Source organism: Paraferrimonas sp. SM1919 (assembly GCF_010993985.1).
Lineage (GTDB): Bacteria > Pseudomonadota > Gammaproteobacteria > Enterobacterales > Shewanellaceae > SM1919.
The window spans coordinates 76,436-92,785 of the sequence record NZ_WINH01000011.1; the positions used below are offsets into that span (position 1 = coordinate 76,436).

Here is a 16,350-nt window from a genome sequence, read left to right on the forward strand (position 1 = left end):
AGTGACTCTAACAATACTGGGTTCGACTTAGCTGAAACCGTAGCCTGAGTTACTGATCGATTACTGTGATCGGGTCCGTTGAAAGTCTTTTAAGGAGATAACATTATCCGGTAAAGGTTGGTCTGCATGCAGATTAATTGGAGGGATATCTGCATAATCAGGTAATTGCACATCTAAACCAAATTGATAGCCAAAACGAAACAACCCATCCTCAAACAAGCGTTGATAAGGAAAGAATTTTTGTTTTTGGCCAATGGCTTTGGCCTTCTTTGGGCGGCTATTAATGTGATGACTTAAATTGCTCGCGTCCCCTGCCGATAGTCGCTCTAGATGATGCTCAGCCATATATTCATCCATCCACAACTGACAATCACTGATATGGCCTTGAACGCTTAAATCCATATTTTGATAACAATAAAATTGAGGCTGAGTCTGCATCATTTCTTCAAATAGAATCTCACTCACTTCCGCAGGCGTATGCTGCTGACAAATTTCATCGAATTCATCAAACCAAATCGTCACAATATCTAACTGGATTTGCTCAAAGCTAGGCTTGATGAGGTAGGGTAAAATCATGCAATAACGACTAAATGACTCTACAGCAATCACATAATGATTAGCTAAGCCCGCCTGCTTAATGTAATGTAACTGCCACATGCTTTGCTGGGGATTGCTATTGATTGGCCGAATGCCCTTACTTCCCAATTCACTTGGAAATAATGGCAACTCTATCTGCAACCATTTACACAACGCTTTGGAACAACTCATTACTATATTTAGCATTCATTTTCTCTTAAAGATAAAGGCGCGTCTTTAAAGCTAATCTGCTGCCAGCCATGATTAATAAACTGACGAATATTTTGATGACACTCACCTTCAGGGTTCTGTAATACTTGCTGATAATGTTCCGCAAAACAATTTAACGTAGCCTGTTTATCGAGCTGATGCAAGCTAGCAAAAGCGAACACTTTACAAGAGCCCTCATTATCACCGGCCCTGTTCAATATCGAGCCATTTTGAAAATCAGTTTGTTGGTAATCATAATAGTGATCAATAGTTTCAATGACCTGTTTAAAACTGAGAGTCTGATTTTGTTGCAGCCTTTGTATAAGCTCTGCCATTGGAATCGCGTGCGCCATTATTACTTTACCAAAATTTGCTGCAGCTGATTTAAGTGATTCACTTTAAAGTCCGCTTGATGCTGTGGATATTTATTAGCGGGATCATACAAACAAGAGCGCCAGTTTACTGAGTTGGCCCCTAGGATATCCGTACTAGGATTATCCCCCACCATCAACACTCGTTGGGGTTGTGGATGGCCCATTTTTGCCATGGCATATAAATAAATTTCTTTACTCGGTTTCGCCGCACCCACCTCTTCAGAAATAAACAGCGCATCGATGAATTGTTCAACGCCAGTATTGCGTAATCTTTTATATTGTAGCTTTGCCATACCATTGGTCATGATAGCGACTTTGACTTTATCTTGTAGACTTGAGAGTAAGGCAATTGCCCCAGATAATGGTTTGGAAGTGGTAGCCATCGCATCTAAAAAGCCGTGATTAAGGGTTAACGGTTCAACATTGAGTCGTTCTGACCAGTGGGCAAACCGACCTAGTTTGATTTGCTCCATCGTAATTTTATTGGCTTCATAATCTAGCCATAATTGACCATTTAATTGCTGATATTGTGCAAAGTCTTTTTCAGTGAAGGAGACATCATAACTGTTAAATAAGGTTTTTAAGCCTTCATATATATTAAAATCAAATAGGGTTTCATCGGCATCAAATACCACCCAATCTAAATCTTCAAGTGTGATCGTCATTTTTTATTATCATTTCAACAGGCAATAAAAAAGACAGGTCTAGCCTGCCTTTTTAAGCAAATCGACTTAAGCGATACCGCTATGTCGCAGTAATGCGTCTGTATTTGGCTCACGCCCCATAAAACCTTTAAATAGTTCCATAGCAGGCTCAGAGCCCCCTTTTTGTAAAATATTACTCAAAAAAGCATAGCCCGTTGCTTCATTGAAAATACCTTCTTGTTCAAATTTACTAAATGCATCGGCAGATAACACTTCAGCCCATTTATAGCTGTAATAACCTGCTGCATAGCCACCAGCAAAAATATGCGAGAAGCTATGTTGAAAACGGTTAAAGCTTGGAGGAGTAATAACGGCAATCTGACTACGAACTTCATCCAACAGTTGCTGCACATTTAGGCCATCTTGATAGTCATGGTGCAATTTAAAATCGAACTGGGCAAACTCTAACTGACGCAACATTTGCATGGCTGATTGAAAGTTCTTAGCAGCTAGCATTTTATCCAACATGGCTTTAGGTAATGGTTCACCTGTTTGATAATGGCCAGAAATTTCAGCTAACGCTTCTTCCTCATAGCACCAATTTTCTAAAAATTGGCTCGGCAACTCTACCGCATCCCATGCTACCCCGTTGATACCAGATACCGCAGCTTCATTCACTTCAGAAAGCATATGATGAATGCCGTGGCCAAACTCATGAAATAGTGTTGTCACTTCTTCATGGGTAAACAACGCAGGTTTGTCACCCACTGGACCATTAAAATTACACGTCAAATAGGCTACAGGTCGCTGTAATTTACCGTCAGATAGACGACGATCGCGACATACATCCATCCAGGCTCCACCACGCTTGTTACTTCGAGCATAAAGATCTAAATAGAAACTACCCTTAAGTTCACCGATCTGATTGAAAATATCAAAGAAACGTACGTCATCATGCCAAACATCCATACCTTTGCGTTCTTGAATTTTAATGCCAAATAAACGCGATACCGTATAAAATAAGCCGTGTAATACTTTTTCTTCTGGAAAGTAAGGGCGCAGTTCTTCTTGAGAAATTTCATACTTGTGCTGCTTCAGCTTCTCAGCAAAGTAACTGTAATCCCAAGGCTGCAGCTCCCCAGTAAACCCTTGCTCACTGGCAAAGGCTTTTAATTCAGAGATTTCTTTTTCTGCCTGAGGTTTTGATCGTTGCGCCAATGAATCAATAAATTCAAACACCTGTGCTGGTGTTTCTGCCATCTTAGTGGCCAAAGATTTTTGCGCATAATTGTCAAAGCCTAATAGCTTAGACAGCTCTAATTTGAGTTTTAGGGTTTCATCAATGATAGCGCTGTTATCAAACTCGCCAGCATTAGGCCCTTGATCTGATGCGCGAGTAACAAATGCTCGATACATCTCCTCTCTAAATGCACTACTGTCTGCATACATCATTACCGGTAAGTAGCTCGGGAATTCTAGGGTAAACACCCAGCCTTCAAGTTCGCGAGCATCAGCCTGCTGCTTAGCTGCTGCAACTGCAGATTCCGGTAAGCCTTTTAGTTCGGTTGGTTCGGTTACTTGCTTAATCCAAGCCTGAGTCGCATCGAGCAAGTTATTAGAAAACTGACTAGAAAGCTCAGATAAACGGCTGACAAGCTTCTTGTATTGCTGCTTTTGTTGGTCCTGCAAGCCAATGCCAGATAATTCAAAATCACGCAGAGCATTGGTTACTGTGGTTTGTTTAGCAATGTCTAGCTGGGAGAATTCGGCACTATTAGCAATGGCTTTATAGGCTTGGTATAGACCTTGGTGTTGACCAACAAAAGTAGAATAGTCCGATAATAATGGCAGACAATCATCGTGAGCCTGACGCAGAGCTTCAGAGCTTAATACCGAGTTTAGGTGTGAAATAGGTGACCACAATTTAGAGAGGCCATCATCGGCTTCATCGATGGCATCTAACAATTGATGATAACCCGCATTTTCAAGCTTAACTTGTTGTTCAATAACAGATTTACAATGCTCGATAGCGTCTATAACCTGTTGCTTAATTTGTGCCGGATCAATTTTACTAAATTGTGGAAGGTGTGAACCAATTGCCGCCATGATGGCTCCTTATCTTTATATATTATCTCAAAGATGGGGGAGCCAATTCACTTTTTCAAGTTATACCGCTTTATTATTTGGGTAATAGACACTTAAATTTTTTACCGTTTGGTTCACTTTATTCAAAATAGTGACTCGGCGACTCAATAACGATTGCGCAACGGCTGCTTTTTGGGCCGCTTCCGCTTGGGTAAAGCCTTCACAAAGATGTAAATGTAGGCCTTTAATAACGGGTTCTGAGCGTATAGAGGTTAATTCCATAAGCAGGTTTAAATGGTTAGAATCGACGGTTCCTTTTTTTAACTTCATTATTACATCCTTGTTTTACATAACATAGCCAACTTCAATGTCAGCCAAACTCAACATATCTGAATCATTACTGAATGCAAGCCTGTATTAGTGAATATCAACATAAAAAATCAAATTTTTAAGAGGTGCTTTTATTTTTTGAACGAATAGAACCTATTAAGGTAATCGTTTTTTTAGTTCATTTTTTACTAATACTTCTGCCTTGCGTCCGTTATAATCAGCGGCAACAATTTATTCGTTTTTTAAGTCAAGACTTCTTGGAGAGTAAAATGGCTCAACATTTTGATTATTTAGTTTTAGGTGCCGGTAGTGGTGGTATTGCCTCAGCTAACCGTGCCGCCATGCGTGGTGCCAAAGTCGGTTTAATAGAAGCGAAACACTTAGGTGGTACCTGTGTCAATGTTGGCTGTGTTCCTAAAAAAGTCATGTGGTATGGCGCTCAAATTGCTGAAGCGATCCATCATTTTGGCCCAGACTATGGTTTTGATGTAACGGTAAATAATTTTGATTGGGCGACTTTAATTAAAAACCGTGAAGCGTACATTGAGCGTATTCACGCTGCCTACAATAGCGGTTTAGCATCTAACAAAGTAACACTAATCGAAGGCTTCGGTCGTTTTGTAGATGGTGGTGGCATTGAAGTAAATGGTGAAGTTTACACTGCTGATCACTACCTAGTAGCCGTTGGCGGTGCAGCAACCATTCCAAACATTCCAGGAGCTGAACTGGGTATTGAATCAAATGGTTTCTTTGAGCTTAAAGAGCAGCCTCAACGTGTAGCCGTTGTAGGTGCCGGCTACATTGCCGTTGAGTTAGCTGGGGTGATGCACGCACTAGGAAGTGAAACTCACTTACTGGTTCGTAAGCATGCGCCTTTGCGTAACTTTGACCCTATGATCACTGATCATCTAGTAGAGACCATGAACGAAGAAGGTCCTACTCTGCACACCCATGCAACGCCTAAATCTGTGACAAAAAATGCAGATGGCAGCCTAACTTTAACTTTAGAAGATGGCAAAACTTTAGAGATAGATACTCTGATTTGGGCCATTGGCCGCCACCCAACTACCAACAATCTTGGCTTAGATAAAGTCGGAGTTGAATTAGATGAGCGTGGCTATGTTAAGGTAGATGAATACCAAAACACCACCGCAGCAAACATTTATGCGGTAGGCGATATTATTACTGGTGGCGTTGAGTTAACCCCAGTAGCGGTGAAAGCGGGTCGTTTACTGTCAGAGCGTCTATTTGGTGGTATGACGGGCGCGAAAATGGATTACAGCTTGATCCCAACTGTGGTATTTAGCCATCCAGTTATCGGCACCATGGGCTTAACCGAGCAACAAGCTAAAGAACAATATGGTGAAGACAATATTAAAGTATATAACTCATCATTTGCCGCTATGTACAATGCTATCACCAAGTACCGACAACTCTCAAAGTTCAAGCTCGTGTGTGCTGGAGAAAATGAGAAAGTTGTCGGCATTCACGGCATTGGTTTCGGTATGGATGAAATCCTTCAAGGTTTCGGCGTCGCCATGAAAATGGGCGCAACCAAAGCTGATTTTGATGCCTGTGTTGCCATCCACCCAACCTCTGCCGAAGAGTTTGTTACTTTAAGATAATCTATTTTATTAACATTTTCGTAAAAGGAAGCCTAGCGCTTCCTTTTTTTTTATTGGTATGATGTTTGTTCAAGTAACAAATTGACATACAAGGCAGTTTTATGAAGTTTGAGCATTATATTTTGTCTGCTGTAGTAGCACTTACTATAGTCGGTTGCGGCGGTGGTAGCAGCAGTAGCGATAGCACATCTAGGGGCTCAACACCCCAGGGTTGGCAATTTGAGGTATATCAACCAGAGACTAATTTTGATGGTCTGTGCGCTAATCCTCGTGCCAGTAATGAATATAATGACTCCCAAGGTACAATCCTCGATGAGAACAACTTTTTACGCTCATGGAGCAACAATACCTACCTGTGGTATGACGAAATTGATGACGTTGATCCAGAACTCTACAATGACCCAATAGCTTACTTCGATATTTTAAAAACCTTTGCCATCACCGCGTCAGGTAAACCTAAAGATCGATTTCATTTTTCCTACAACACCGAGCAATATGAAGCCCTTTCTCAAGGTGGTGTTTCTTCTGGCTACGGTATTGAGTGGGCCTTATTAAGCGCCAGCCCACCTCGAGATTTAAGAGTAGCATACACCGAAGCCAATTCTCCCGCTGCTGCAGCGGCAATTCAACGTGGGGCTAAGATCATCGCAATTGATGGGGTTGATGTCGCCAATGGTAACGATGTCGATACCCTTAATGCTGGTATGTCGCCATCAAAAGTTGGTCAAACGGTTGAGTTTGAAGTATTGGATCTGGGCGCGACTGAAACCCGTAAAGTCAAATTAACCAGCCAAAACATCATCAGTTCATCTGTGCTCACTACTAAGATTGTTAACACCTCTTCGGGGGATGTGGGTTACATAGTGTTTAATTCTTTCAACTATCCTGCTGAAAAAGAACTATTTGATGCCATTACTATGCTCAAAAGCAATGGCATATCAGATTTAATTCTCGATTTACGCTATAACGGCGGGGGGTTACTATACCAAGCTGCACAACTTGGCTACATGATTGCTGGCGATCAGAGTCGTAATCGAGTTTTTGAACTCACCTCCTTTAATAACAAACACCCCAATATCAACCCTGTAACAGGGCAAGCCCTCAGCCCTGTTCCGTTTATTGATGAGGGGCTAGGTTTTAGTGTAGACACTGGCACCAAACTGCCCACCCTTGATTTATCCCGTGTGTATATATTGACATCAAACGCAACCGCTTCAGCCAGTGAATCCTTGATTAATGGCTTAAACGGGATTGATATCGAGGTTATTCAGATCGGTCAAACCACTACTGGTAAACCTTACGGGTTCTACCCCAAAGACAACTGTGGCACCACCTATTTTACTGTGCAAATCAAAGGCGTGAACGCTAAAGGTTTTGGTGATTTCAGTGATGGATTTGCGCCAGAAAATGCAAATTTAGCAGGTACGGTTCCACAGCAAGGCTGCTATGTTAGGGAAGACTTCATGCATAGCTTAGGGGACCCCAGTGAGGTATTACTAAATACAGCGTTAAATTTTCGTGATTATAACCAGTGTCCGCCAATTCCTGTTAATTTAACTTTTGAAGCCTTTTATGCTGATACCTTTGATAAAGATTTAGCTATCGGCCAAAACGACATCAAACAAGTGATTAAAAACAGCAAGATCATATCCACCAAGGTAATCCCAACTAGGTAAAGGTAACGACAATCCTTACTTGGCATCAACTTTTCTAGTTTTTAAGTGGCTACCCCTAAATGGGTAGCCACTTAGCTTTTCCTAGAGCCACCACACACAATTAAACTGGAATCAAACTTCCCCACTTCTTTTGGACAACCGTCGCTGCTATCTTAGCCTCTCAAATTTTAGAGGTTTTTTATGTGCAAGCACACACCACCATTGTGGTTTTGGTTAATTAGTGGCATTTGTCTGATATGGAACATTATCGGATTAATTGTTTTTGGTATGCATATCCATGTGACAGAAGCAGAACTTACGGCAATGTCAGAAGCAGAATTAGGGATATACAATAGCACTCCGATCTGTGTCACCCTAGCCTTTGGTGCGGCAGCCTTTATTGCATTTATGGCCAGCATTTCCTTACTGTTAAGAAGAGCGATGGCCTTGCTATTATTTCGAATTTCACTGCTAGCAACGACTTTACAAATATTCTATGGTTTATTTATTTCAGATGCTTACATCCTTTTGGGAAAGCAAGGAATAGTCCTAGCCTCAATCGTTTTGCTCGCATCTATCTCACTTTGTCTATTCGCCCGCTATAGTAAAAAAAGATCCTGGATCAGGTAGTTAGATTAATTTTCTACTAACCTTAAAGCACTCCCTTTTATGAGTGCTTTTTTATGAACCTAAGTATTTTAGCTATCTTGTTACTCGCATCATCAACCCTACTTGCTGCTAGTTCCCACGAACCCCCTGAAGATTTTATCGACATAGAATATGAAGAAGCCATAATTGAGCAAGAAATCATTGAGCAACAACCGGCTATTGAAGATGCCATGATTATTGATGATACGCTGGAAATTGAGCAAGCCGTCATCGTTGAAGATGCTATTGAACAACAAGCATTTAATGAAAATGTGATTGTAGAAGAGAGTATTATCGATGAGGTGGACCTCTATGACAGCGTAGATGAAGCTCAATATATAGAGTTTAAAGAAAAGTACCTGAGTGATAATATGTGGATTGACGGTTATCCTGATGAAATCGATCCTGATTTTGAGGTCTGGCCATGGGAAATCTATCCTGAATATCCAATTGTAATCATTGTACCTATTTGGTGGCTTGATCACCCTTGGGATTACTGGCGGCCAATTGGAGTTTATCATCACCATCGCCATGTTATTCGCTCTCAAGATGTCAGTTTAACGGTCGTAGCTCAAAAGCCGACCAAAGTCAGAGTGATTGACTCTGATAATGACAACATAATTGATGAAGTCTTAGCGCCTAAAAAGCTGTATAAAGCCCAAGGGAAAGCCCCCTTTGCCATCACTTTAGAGAAGCGCAACGGCGTCAAAATCTATTTCAATAAGCATCAACTTAACTTAGATAAATTACCCCTAAACAAACCCATCTATTTCCAGGTACCCGAAACTAAAGCGTTTAAGTCTAAATATCGCTAAACAAAAAGGCCAGCACGATGCTGGCCTTTGTCATTTAACTGTATCTATTAGAATGCGGTACGCTTATATTCTCGGTACTCTGGTGACCAGAAATTATGCTCAATTGCCGCTTTTAAAACATCATTATTAACTCTTGGTGCGACGCCGTCTTTTATCGCCTGTTTTGCCACAGCAAAAGCAATATGCTTAGAAACCGAGTGGATATCCTCCAACGACGGCAACAAAGAGCCTTCTGGGTTACTCGCTAATGGCGAGCATTCTGCTAGAGCACGACTTGACTCCATCAGCATGTCATCAGTCACACGATTGGCGCCGGCAGCAAGAACACCTAAGCCAATACCAGGGAAGATGTAAGAATTGTTACACTGGGCAATTTCCCAAGTGCGATCACCAATGGTCACTGGCGCGAATGGTGAACCCGTTGCCACCAGGGCTTCACCGTTAGTCCAGTTAAGAACATCTTCAGGCGTGGCTTCTACTCGGCTCGTTGGGTTTGATAATGGCAGCACGATAGGCTTATCACAATGGCTGTGCATGGTCTCGATCACTTCTTGAGTGAACAATCCTGGTTGACCAGAGACACCAATTAGTACAGTTGGCTTAGCGTTTTTAACCACATCCATTAATGAGATATTGCCCTGCTCGTCAGCCCAGCCAGATACCTTGTCAATATCCTGCGCTAACGGCTGCTGGAATGGCAATAGGTTTGGCATGTTAGACTGGATTAAGCCCCAACGATCGACCATATAGACCTGAGATCTGGCCTGCTCTTCAGACACACCTTCAGACACCATCTGCATGATAATGGCTTCAGCAATACCACAGCCGGCTGAGCCCGCACCTAGGAAAGCAATACGCTGATCTTTAAGTTCTGAACCTGCGCCTTTACAAGCCGCGAGTAAAGAGCCAACCGTTACCGCAGCGGTACCCTGAATATCATCGTTAAAGCAGCAGTACTCATCTTTATAGCGCTCAAGTAGCGGCATGGCATTCTTCTGAGCGAAATCTTCAAACTGAATTAAAGCTTCAGGCCAACGACGACTCACCGCCTGCATAAACTTTTCTACAAAGTCATAGTAGTCGTCACCACGCACACGCTTCTCACGCATACCCATGTACATGGGATCGCTTAAGCGTTGTGGGTTATCGGTACCCACATCTAATACGATAGGTAGAGTATAAGCCGGAGAAATACCACCACAACCTGTGTATAGCGCCAGCTTACCAATCGGAATACCCATACCGCCAATACCTTGGTCACCCAGACCAAGAATACGCTCGCCATCGGTGACTACGATAATTTTTACATTATGACGGTTAGAATTATTTAGGATGTCATCAATGCGGTCTCTGTCACTGTAAGAAATAAACAGACCACGATTACGACGGTGAATATTAGAGAACTGCTCACAGGCTGCCCCTACGGTTGGGGTATAAATGATAGGCATCATTTCTTGAATATGGTTTTGCACCAAACGGTAAAATAAGGTCTCGTTGGTGTCTTGAATGTTGCGCAGGTAGATATGTTTATCTAGGTCACGTTCAAAGCTAGCATATTGCTGATAAGCACGGGCAGCTTGCTCTTCAATGGTTTCGATAGCCTGTGGTAACAGACCTTCTAGGTTAAACGAGGCTCGCTCAGTTGCAGTAAATGCACTGCCTTTATTTAGCAGTGGCGACTCTAATAATGCAGGGCCTGCAAATGGGATATAAATGGGGCGTTTGTTGTCTTCCATCGTCTCGTTTACCTTGTATTCGTAGCCTATTTTCTATTGGGCCGCGTAGGGTAACATGAATCCGCCACAAGTCACTATTTTTGTGATTAATATCCCACCTAAGGAGTACTTTTATTCTACAAAATGTGGCAAGCCTAGAAGATTAGACTTGCCAGCAAGAATAATATTAAAGGGTTAAATGCTTATCTAAAAAGTTTAATACCTGTTCATAATACTTGGCCCTATGTTCTGGCTTGTAGAAGCCATGACCTTCATCGTCCAGATAATAAAATTGGTAAGGCTTGTTGTGCTTATCCAGCTGCTTAATCAATGCCCTAACCTGCTCTTCTGGGGTTCGCTCATCCTCGCCACCATGGGCTAAAAACAATGCCGCCTTTAATTTTTCAACGTGATTCACAGGCGAGAACGATTTAAGTTGAGTGACATCTTTACCAATCGCATAATCAAGATAATCTAATCCTGAATCACGTTCCTGTATATCACCCTCAGTCCACATCATTTCTAAATCATATAATCCAGCATTGGCTATCGCACACTTGAACATATCAGGCTCAATGATAGAACTTTGCAGCGCCGAATAAGCCCCAAAGCTGCCGCCCATAATGCATATATTATCTTTATCTGCGATGCCTTCATTAATAACATGCTTCACCGCATCAATAATGTCATATTGAATTTCCGCACCCCATTTTTTGTATCCGGCTTCTTCAAAGTTTTTACCATAGCCGCCAGACCCCCTAAAATTGATTTGCAAAACAGCTATCCCTTTTGCGGCTAACAATTGCACTTCTTCATCATATCCCCAGTAGTCTCTCGGACCATGAGGGCCACCATGGGGCATTACGACTAAAGGCAGATTCTTTTTATTTTTGTTATTCGGAAGAGTTAAAAAGCCATGTAATTCCATACCATCCCGAGCATTTAGCTTAATTGGCTCCATATAGGCTAAACTTTCTGGATTTAACCAATCTCGCTGCTGTACCAAGTAGGTTAATTTGTTGGCTTTTTTATCATACATGTAATACACACCCGAATTAGTATCATTAAAAGCAGTAATAACTCGATAATTGCCGTCTTGAGACTGTGAACTTAGGTGAATTTGATGGCCCTTCAAGCTAGCCAACATTGATTTAAGCAATTTAGCTTCTGGGTGATCTTTATATGGCATCGCATAACTTGGGTAACCCTTCTCAAACTCAACTGCGTACACTTCCTTAGTGTCATGGGTTAACCAAACCTTTTGAGGCGAGACCAGCTTATCAGAGGCTATTTTTTTAGACTCACCGGTGACCATGTTAATTTTATACAATGCATCTGGCTCGCCATTTATACTATAACTTGCTATCAATTCTTCTGGGTTAGCGGTAAAGGCATAAGGAGTAATATCATCAACTGGCAACTTAAGATTACTCATTTTTTGCCAATCACCATCGCCTTCAAGTCTAAAATAACCTTGATAGTCAAAATCATCATTTTGACCACCGACATATCTAACTTGTCCATCTTTATCGGTTAAAAAAGTGGCATTGATAACAGGCGAGCGGGTCACAAAACTGCGTTTTCCAGTCTTTACATTGACCTTATATACCGTCGCTCTTGAATCCATACCACCATCTCGATTAAAAGAAATGGCTTTAACTAGAATATGACGCTCATCATGGTGCATTGGATCTAAAACCCAGCCCCACGCCCTAATACTGCCAGCACTGCTATTTACCCGTGAACCTGCACTGCTACCACCTTGATAACCAAACAGATAACGCCCACCCTTACCATTGTACTTGGCGGAAAAGATTTCACCACGATACTGGGGGTGGTCAGAGCGACTGGTTAAGTATTCTTTAGTTGCCACAATACGCTCATTATTAGCCCAGTAATAACTTCCAACCTGTGCTCGACTTGAAAAACGAATCGCACCTACAACGTCCATTTTTTCTCGGTCAAAGATAACGATTATATTTTTGCCGTCTGACTTTGTTTGTGCAGCCAAAAAATTGCCATTTGGTGATAATTTGAGATCAAAATAAGCAGCTGGTTTACTAAATAACTCAGCAAGCTGATGATTGTCGGAGGGGAGTTTATTTTCTTGAGCAAATAGAGAAATTGGCCACAAGAAAACAATTATAGATATCCATTTTTTCATAACTTTCCCTGTTATTTCATTTAACAGCACCTAAATAAGTAATCTGCTGCCAACTATTGATTAACATATAACCAATACAGAATAATGTTTTGACGGTCAAAAATCAAACAACAAAAAAGCCCCTATCAAGGGGCTTATAATTTTAAAGTTTGATATTATGCTTGATCTGTATGCAGTATGCTTGAGCTTTCTGAGTTAGCTAGTGCTTCTAAATCTTTATCAATCAAGTACAAAGCCTTGCCGTCTTCGCCCACAAGCTCAATTTTATCAACAATAGATTTGAACAGCTTTTCCTCTTCATGCTGCTCGGCTACGTACCATTGAAGAAAGTTAAAGCTAGAATAGTCTTGGCTCATGAAGGCTGCATGTGCTAACTCATTGATGCACTTTGTGATCATTTGCTCATGCTCAAATGTCTCTTGAAATAGAGAAAGCAATGAGTCGTAGTCAGACTTTGGCGCTTCAATATGGCCAATAATTGGCAAGCCGCCTGCTTCGGCAACATAAGTAAACAAACGACGCATGTGTTGCATTTCTTCATCTGCATGAGCCTTTAAGAAAGTTGCAGCGCCTTCGTAGCCTTTATCATCACACCAAGCACTCATCTGCAGGTACAAATTAGAAGAGAAAAACTCTAGGTTAATTTGCTCGTTTAACTTATCAATCATGGTTGCCGATAACATCACCATTCTCCATTAGGAAGTATTCATCTTTATACGTCTATTGTTGATAAAACGGGGCAACAAAGCAAATTTAATGCTGCAAAAAGCCTTAATCAACCTTCATTCGCTTTTATAGCTCGATTAAATAACTCTTTGCAAGTGGCGTCAACTAATCTGTCCTAGCCTCAATCTAAAATTCTAGTCAATAGCCACTTTCAGCTAAAAAAGGCCTCAAAATGAGGCCTCTGTGAAATTCAACACTAAGAGTTATTTTAACCAAGCATCAAAGCTCGCTTGCCCTGCACTGTGCATGGTTGCGCAATCTTGCACACTTTCTTGGAGCTTGGTCAGGGTGCGCTGATAACCAGGTTGCTCATCAATTTTAGGCTTAAAGAAGCCTTGGACGCGGTCAAAGTCTGCTTGCTTACACTGCAGCATATAACCAGGAAGGCTTGGCTGAACATAAGGCGGTACTTTAGCTAATACCTTGTCAAAATTAGCAAAAATATAGTCAATTCCCCTTTGCTCTTGACCTGGGACACTAGTGACATAGTAAAGCACTGAGCGCATATCTGAAGAAGTAACTGATTCATCAAACATGAAATCAAACGCTTGCTTACCAACATTATCACTAAAACTAAAAATGGCAGCGAGTAATCGGGAACGATTAGCAGGATCGACGGAGCCCTTGAATTTTGCAATCATGCTATCAAGCAAAGCTTTATCACCATTGTGTGCGGCAATCAGCAAATAACTACCAGCGGTTGCTGCATCAATAGAATTAAAGTCATTCAAATATGACTTGGTAAGCGCTTGCGCTAAAGAAATAACTTCAGCATCTTCGGTGACTGCGCCTAAATTATAAATAATTTTGCTACGAAGCCCAGGGATTTGATTGCTTTCAGCTTTCTTTGGTTGTTCACCTATCTGCGCTAATACTGGTTTTAGTGTATTCGCTAATTTAGCTCGCCACTGGCCAAGGTTGTTCGAATTCACAAATGTCTGTTGATAAAGAGTTAGTGCCGTTAACGCCTCAGATATCACCTTAGGGTGCGCATCATTAACAAAGCGCTCGATTGCTTGTTGATACTGACCTGCATTTATCTTGCCCGCTTTCAGAAGAGCGCCAGTCGCTGCGATAAAGGCTAAGCGTTCACGGGTATTTAATTGCTCACTATTGGCCAATAATGACGCTTGCAATTCTTCATTAAGCAACCAACGGTAGTAACCAAAGGCGTTGGCATCCGGATAAACCCAATCTGGCTCGCCGTCTAGAGAGATTGTTTTAGATGGGCTATCAAGCAATACCATTTGCTGCCACACTTTATCGCCTTTACCCAACTTTAATGCTACTGGTACAGTCCAAGTTTGTGCTTTGGCTTTAACACCCGCATTGACAAAGCGTTGCTGTGACAATGTTAGTTTATTACCTTCACGGCTAAAACTGATCAGAGGATAGGACGATTGCTCAATAAATGAGGTCAGTACTGCAGGTACGTCTTTGCCCGATGCTTTAGCTAATTCATTCCAAAGATCATCAGCTACCGCATTTGAAAATTCATTATTATTAATATAGTTCCGAACACCTTGCTTAAACGGCTCTTCACCGATCCAATTTTCTATCATCGCCAGTACTGCAGAGCCTTTAGCATAGTTAAGCCCCAGACCATCCATGATATCCGCTTCGTTACGAACCTCTTTTCTGATTGGTTTAGTGGTGATCTTAGCGTCAGCGGCCATCACCCTGTTTTGTGATAATAATAAGTCACGACCATACTCTGGGTGCAGTTTATGGGCAATTTTTTCACCCATCCAGCTGGCAAAAGCTTCATTTAGCCATAGATCATTCCACCACTTCATAGTGACAAGATTGCCATACCATTGATGGGCAAGCTCATGCCCGATGACCATTGAACTGCGAGATTTCTGAGCCACGCTAGCATTGGCTTCATCAACCAGCAAGATATCCTCTCGATAAGTAATCAAGCCTGCATTTTCCATTGCACCAAAGGGAAACTCAGGTAGCGCAACCGAATCTAACTTAGCGTATGGATAAGGGCGACCAAAGTAATCTTCTAATAGCTTAAGTTGGGCACGGGTATCTTTTACTGCATAGTCAGCAAGATGAATTTTACCTGCAACGGTAATGAGGTTACCTGGGATTGACATGCCATCGATAGGCACACTTTCAAATGGGCCGACAGCCATCGCCACTAGGTAAGATGGGATTGGCTTTGTTTTCGCAAACTCATAGCTAATACGCTTGGCTAACTCTGTTTTTTTGATAACAGGGGTATTGGAAAAAACTGTTTGGCCTTTGGGTGCAGACAGGGTTAGCTGAAATGGGATTTTATATTCTGGCTCATCAAATACCGGAAAAGCACGACGAGCATCTTGCATTTCAAATTGAGTAAATAAGTAGCCTTTTCCACCATCAAAGGTTTGATACAAACCGGCTGAATTTCGGTTATAAGGGGAGTTAAACTCCACTTTCATTTGATATTTGCCAATGGCAATTTCATTGACGCTGTTATAAGCAACAATACCATTAGCTTGCTGGCTAGCGTTTAAAACTATGGTTTGACCTAAATCGTTTTCTAACCAAGCTTTGGTAATGGTTTGTTCCAACCCATTTAGCTCAATAAAATTGGTCGGCTTAATCACCTCGATATCGATGCTTACTGAACCCGAAAATCGCTTGGATTCGGCATCTAGGTCTAATTTCACCGCCTGAAAACTTGGTTTTGCAACTCGCTCTAAACGATATTCATCACCATAGCACGGCACTAAAGCTGCCACACTAAAGGCAACGGCACTAACAATTCCCCTGAACATAAGTATTCCTAG

13 protein-coding genes are annotated in these 16,350 nt (G+C 41.7%); 4 read left to right on the plus strand and 9 right to left on the minus strand.

Annotated elements, in window-relative coordinates:
- Positions 1 to 60: 60 nt before the first annotated feature.
- The 5 genes from GFB48_RS08460 to GFB48_RS08480 all read right to left on the minus strand — a co-directional run bounded on the left by GFB48_RS08460 (position 61) and on the right by GFB48_RS08480 (position 4,219).
- Positions 61 to 783, minus strand: coding sequence for a hypothetical protein (locus GFB48_RS08460; RefSeq protein ID WP_163933925.1), 723 nt, complete (start codon positions 781 to 783; stop codon positions 61 to 63).
- Positions 777 to 1,139, minus strand: coding sequence for a HopJ type III effector protein (locus GFB48_RS08465; protein WP_163933928.1), 363 nt, complete (start codon positions 1,137 to 1,139; stop codon positions 777 to 779). The genes GFB48_RS08460 and GFB48_RS08465 overlap by 7 nt, the downstream gene beginning before the upstream one ends.
- 2 nt (positions 1,140 to 1,141) lie before the next feature.
- On the minus strand, positions 1,142 to 1,825 hold the full coding sequence (gene yjjG / locus GFB48_RS08470; RefSeq protein WP_163933931.1) for a pyrimidine 5'-nucleotidase: 684 nt from the start codon (positions 1,823 to 1,825) through the stop codon (positions 1,142 to 1,144).
- Positions 1,826 to 1,891: 66 nt separating this feature from the next.
- Positions 1,892 to 3,910 (minus strand): oligopeptidase A, encoded by a 2,019-nt coding sequence (prlC, locus tag GFB48_RS08475; RefSeq protein WP_163933935.1) that lies wholly within the window; start codon positions 3,908 to 3,910, stop codon positions 1,892 to 1,894.
- Positions 3,911 to 3,970: 60 nt separating this feature from the next.
- A complete protein-coding gene (locus GFB48_RS08480; protein ID WP_163933938.1) occupies positions 3,971 to 4,219 on the minus strand; it encodes a PapB/FocB family fimbrial expression transcriptional regulator in 249 nt (82 codons plus the stop codon).
- Positions 4,220 to 4,488: 269 nt separating this feature from the next.
- Between GFB48_RS08480 and gorA the strand changes: the two genes are divergently transcribed.
- The 4 genes from gorA to GFB48_RS08500 all read left to right on the plus strand — a co-directional run bounded on the left by gorA (position 4,489) and on the right by GFB48_RS08500 (position 8,962).
- On the plus strand, positions 4,489 to 5,844 hold the full coding sequence (gene gorA, locus GFB48_RS08485) for a glutathione-disulfide reductase (protein ID WP_163933941.1): 1,356 nt from the start codon (positions 4,489 to 4,491) through the stop codon (positions 5,842 to 5,844).
- Between the two features lie 101 nt (positions 5,845 to 5,945).
- Positions 5,946 to 7,520 carry a S41 family peptidase gene (locus GFB48_RS08490; RefSeq protein ID WP_163933944.1) on the plus strand — a complete coding sequence of 525 codons (1,575 nt, stop codon included), beginning with the start codon at positions 5,946 to 5,948 and terminating at the stop codon, positions 7,518 to 7,520.
- A gap of 180 nt (positions 7,521 to 7,700) precedes the next feature.
- Positions 7,701 to 8,129: a hypothetical protein gene (locus tag GFB48_RS08495; protein ID WP_163933947.1), complete on the plus strand. Its 429-nt coding sequence runs from the start codon at positions 7,701 to 7,703 to the stop codon at positions 8,127 to 8,129.
- Positions 8,130 to 8,182: 53 nt separating this feature from the next.
- Entirely contained in the window at positions 8,183 to 8,962 is a 780-nt protein-coding gene (locus GFB48_RS08500) for a hypothetical protein (protein ID WP_163933950.1), read from the plus strand.
- 47 nt (positions 8,963 to 9,009) lie between these two features.
- Here the strand turns inward: GFB48_RS08500 and GFB48_RS08505 are convergent, their stop codons facing one another.
- From GFB48_RS08505 to GFB48_RS08520, 4 genes are all read right to left on the minus strand, one after another.
- Positions 9,010 to 10,698 carry an NAD-dependent malic enzyme gene (locus GFB48_RS08505; RefSeq protein WP_163933952.1) on the minus strand — a complete coding sequence of 563 codons (1,689 nt, stop codon included), beginning with the start codon at positions 10,696 to 10,698 and terminating at the stop codon, positions 9,010 to 9,012.
- 166 nt (positions 10,699 to 10,864) lie between these two features.
- Positions 10,865 to 12,841: a S9 family peptidase gene (locus GFB48_RS08510; protein WP_163933955.1), complete on the minus strand. Its 1,977-nt coding sequence runs from the start codon at positions 12,839 to 12,841 to the stop codon at positions 10,865 to 10,867.
- A gap of 155 nt (positions 12,842 to 12,996) precedes the next feature.
- The gene (gene ftnA, locus GFB48_RS08515; protein WP_163933958.1) at positions 12,997 to 13,524 is read right to left on the minus strand and encodes a non-heme ferritin; all 528 of its coding nucleotides are present in this window, start codon (positions 13,522 to 13,524) and stop codon (positions 12,997 to 12,999) included.
- Between the two features lie 246 nt (positions 13,525 to 13,770).
- Positions 13,771 to 16,338 (minus strand): M1 family metallopeptidase, encoded by a 2,568-nt coding sequence (locus tag GFB48_RS08520; RefSeq protein WP_163933961.1) that lies wholly within the window; start codon positions 16,336 to 16,338, stop codon positions 13,771 to 13,773.
- Positions 16,339 to 16,350 lie beyond the last annotated feature (12 nt).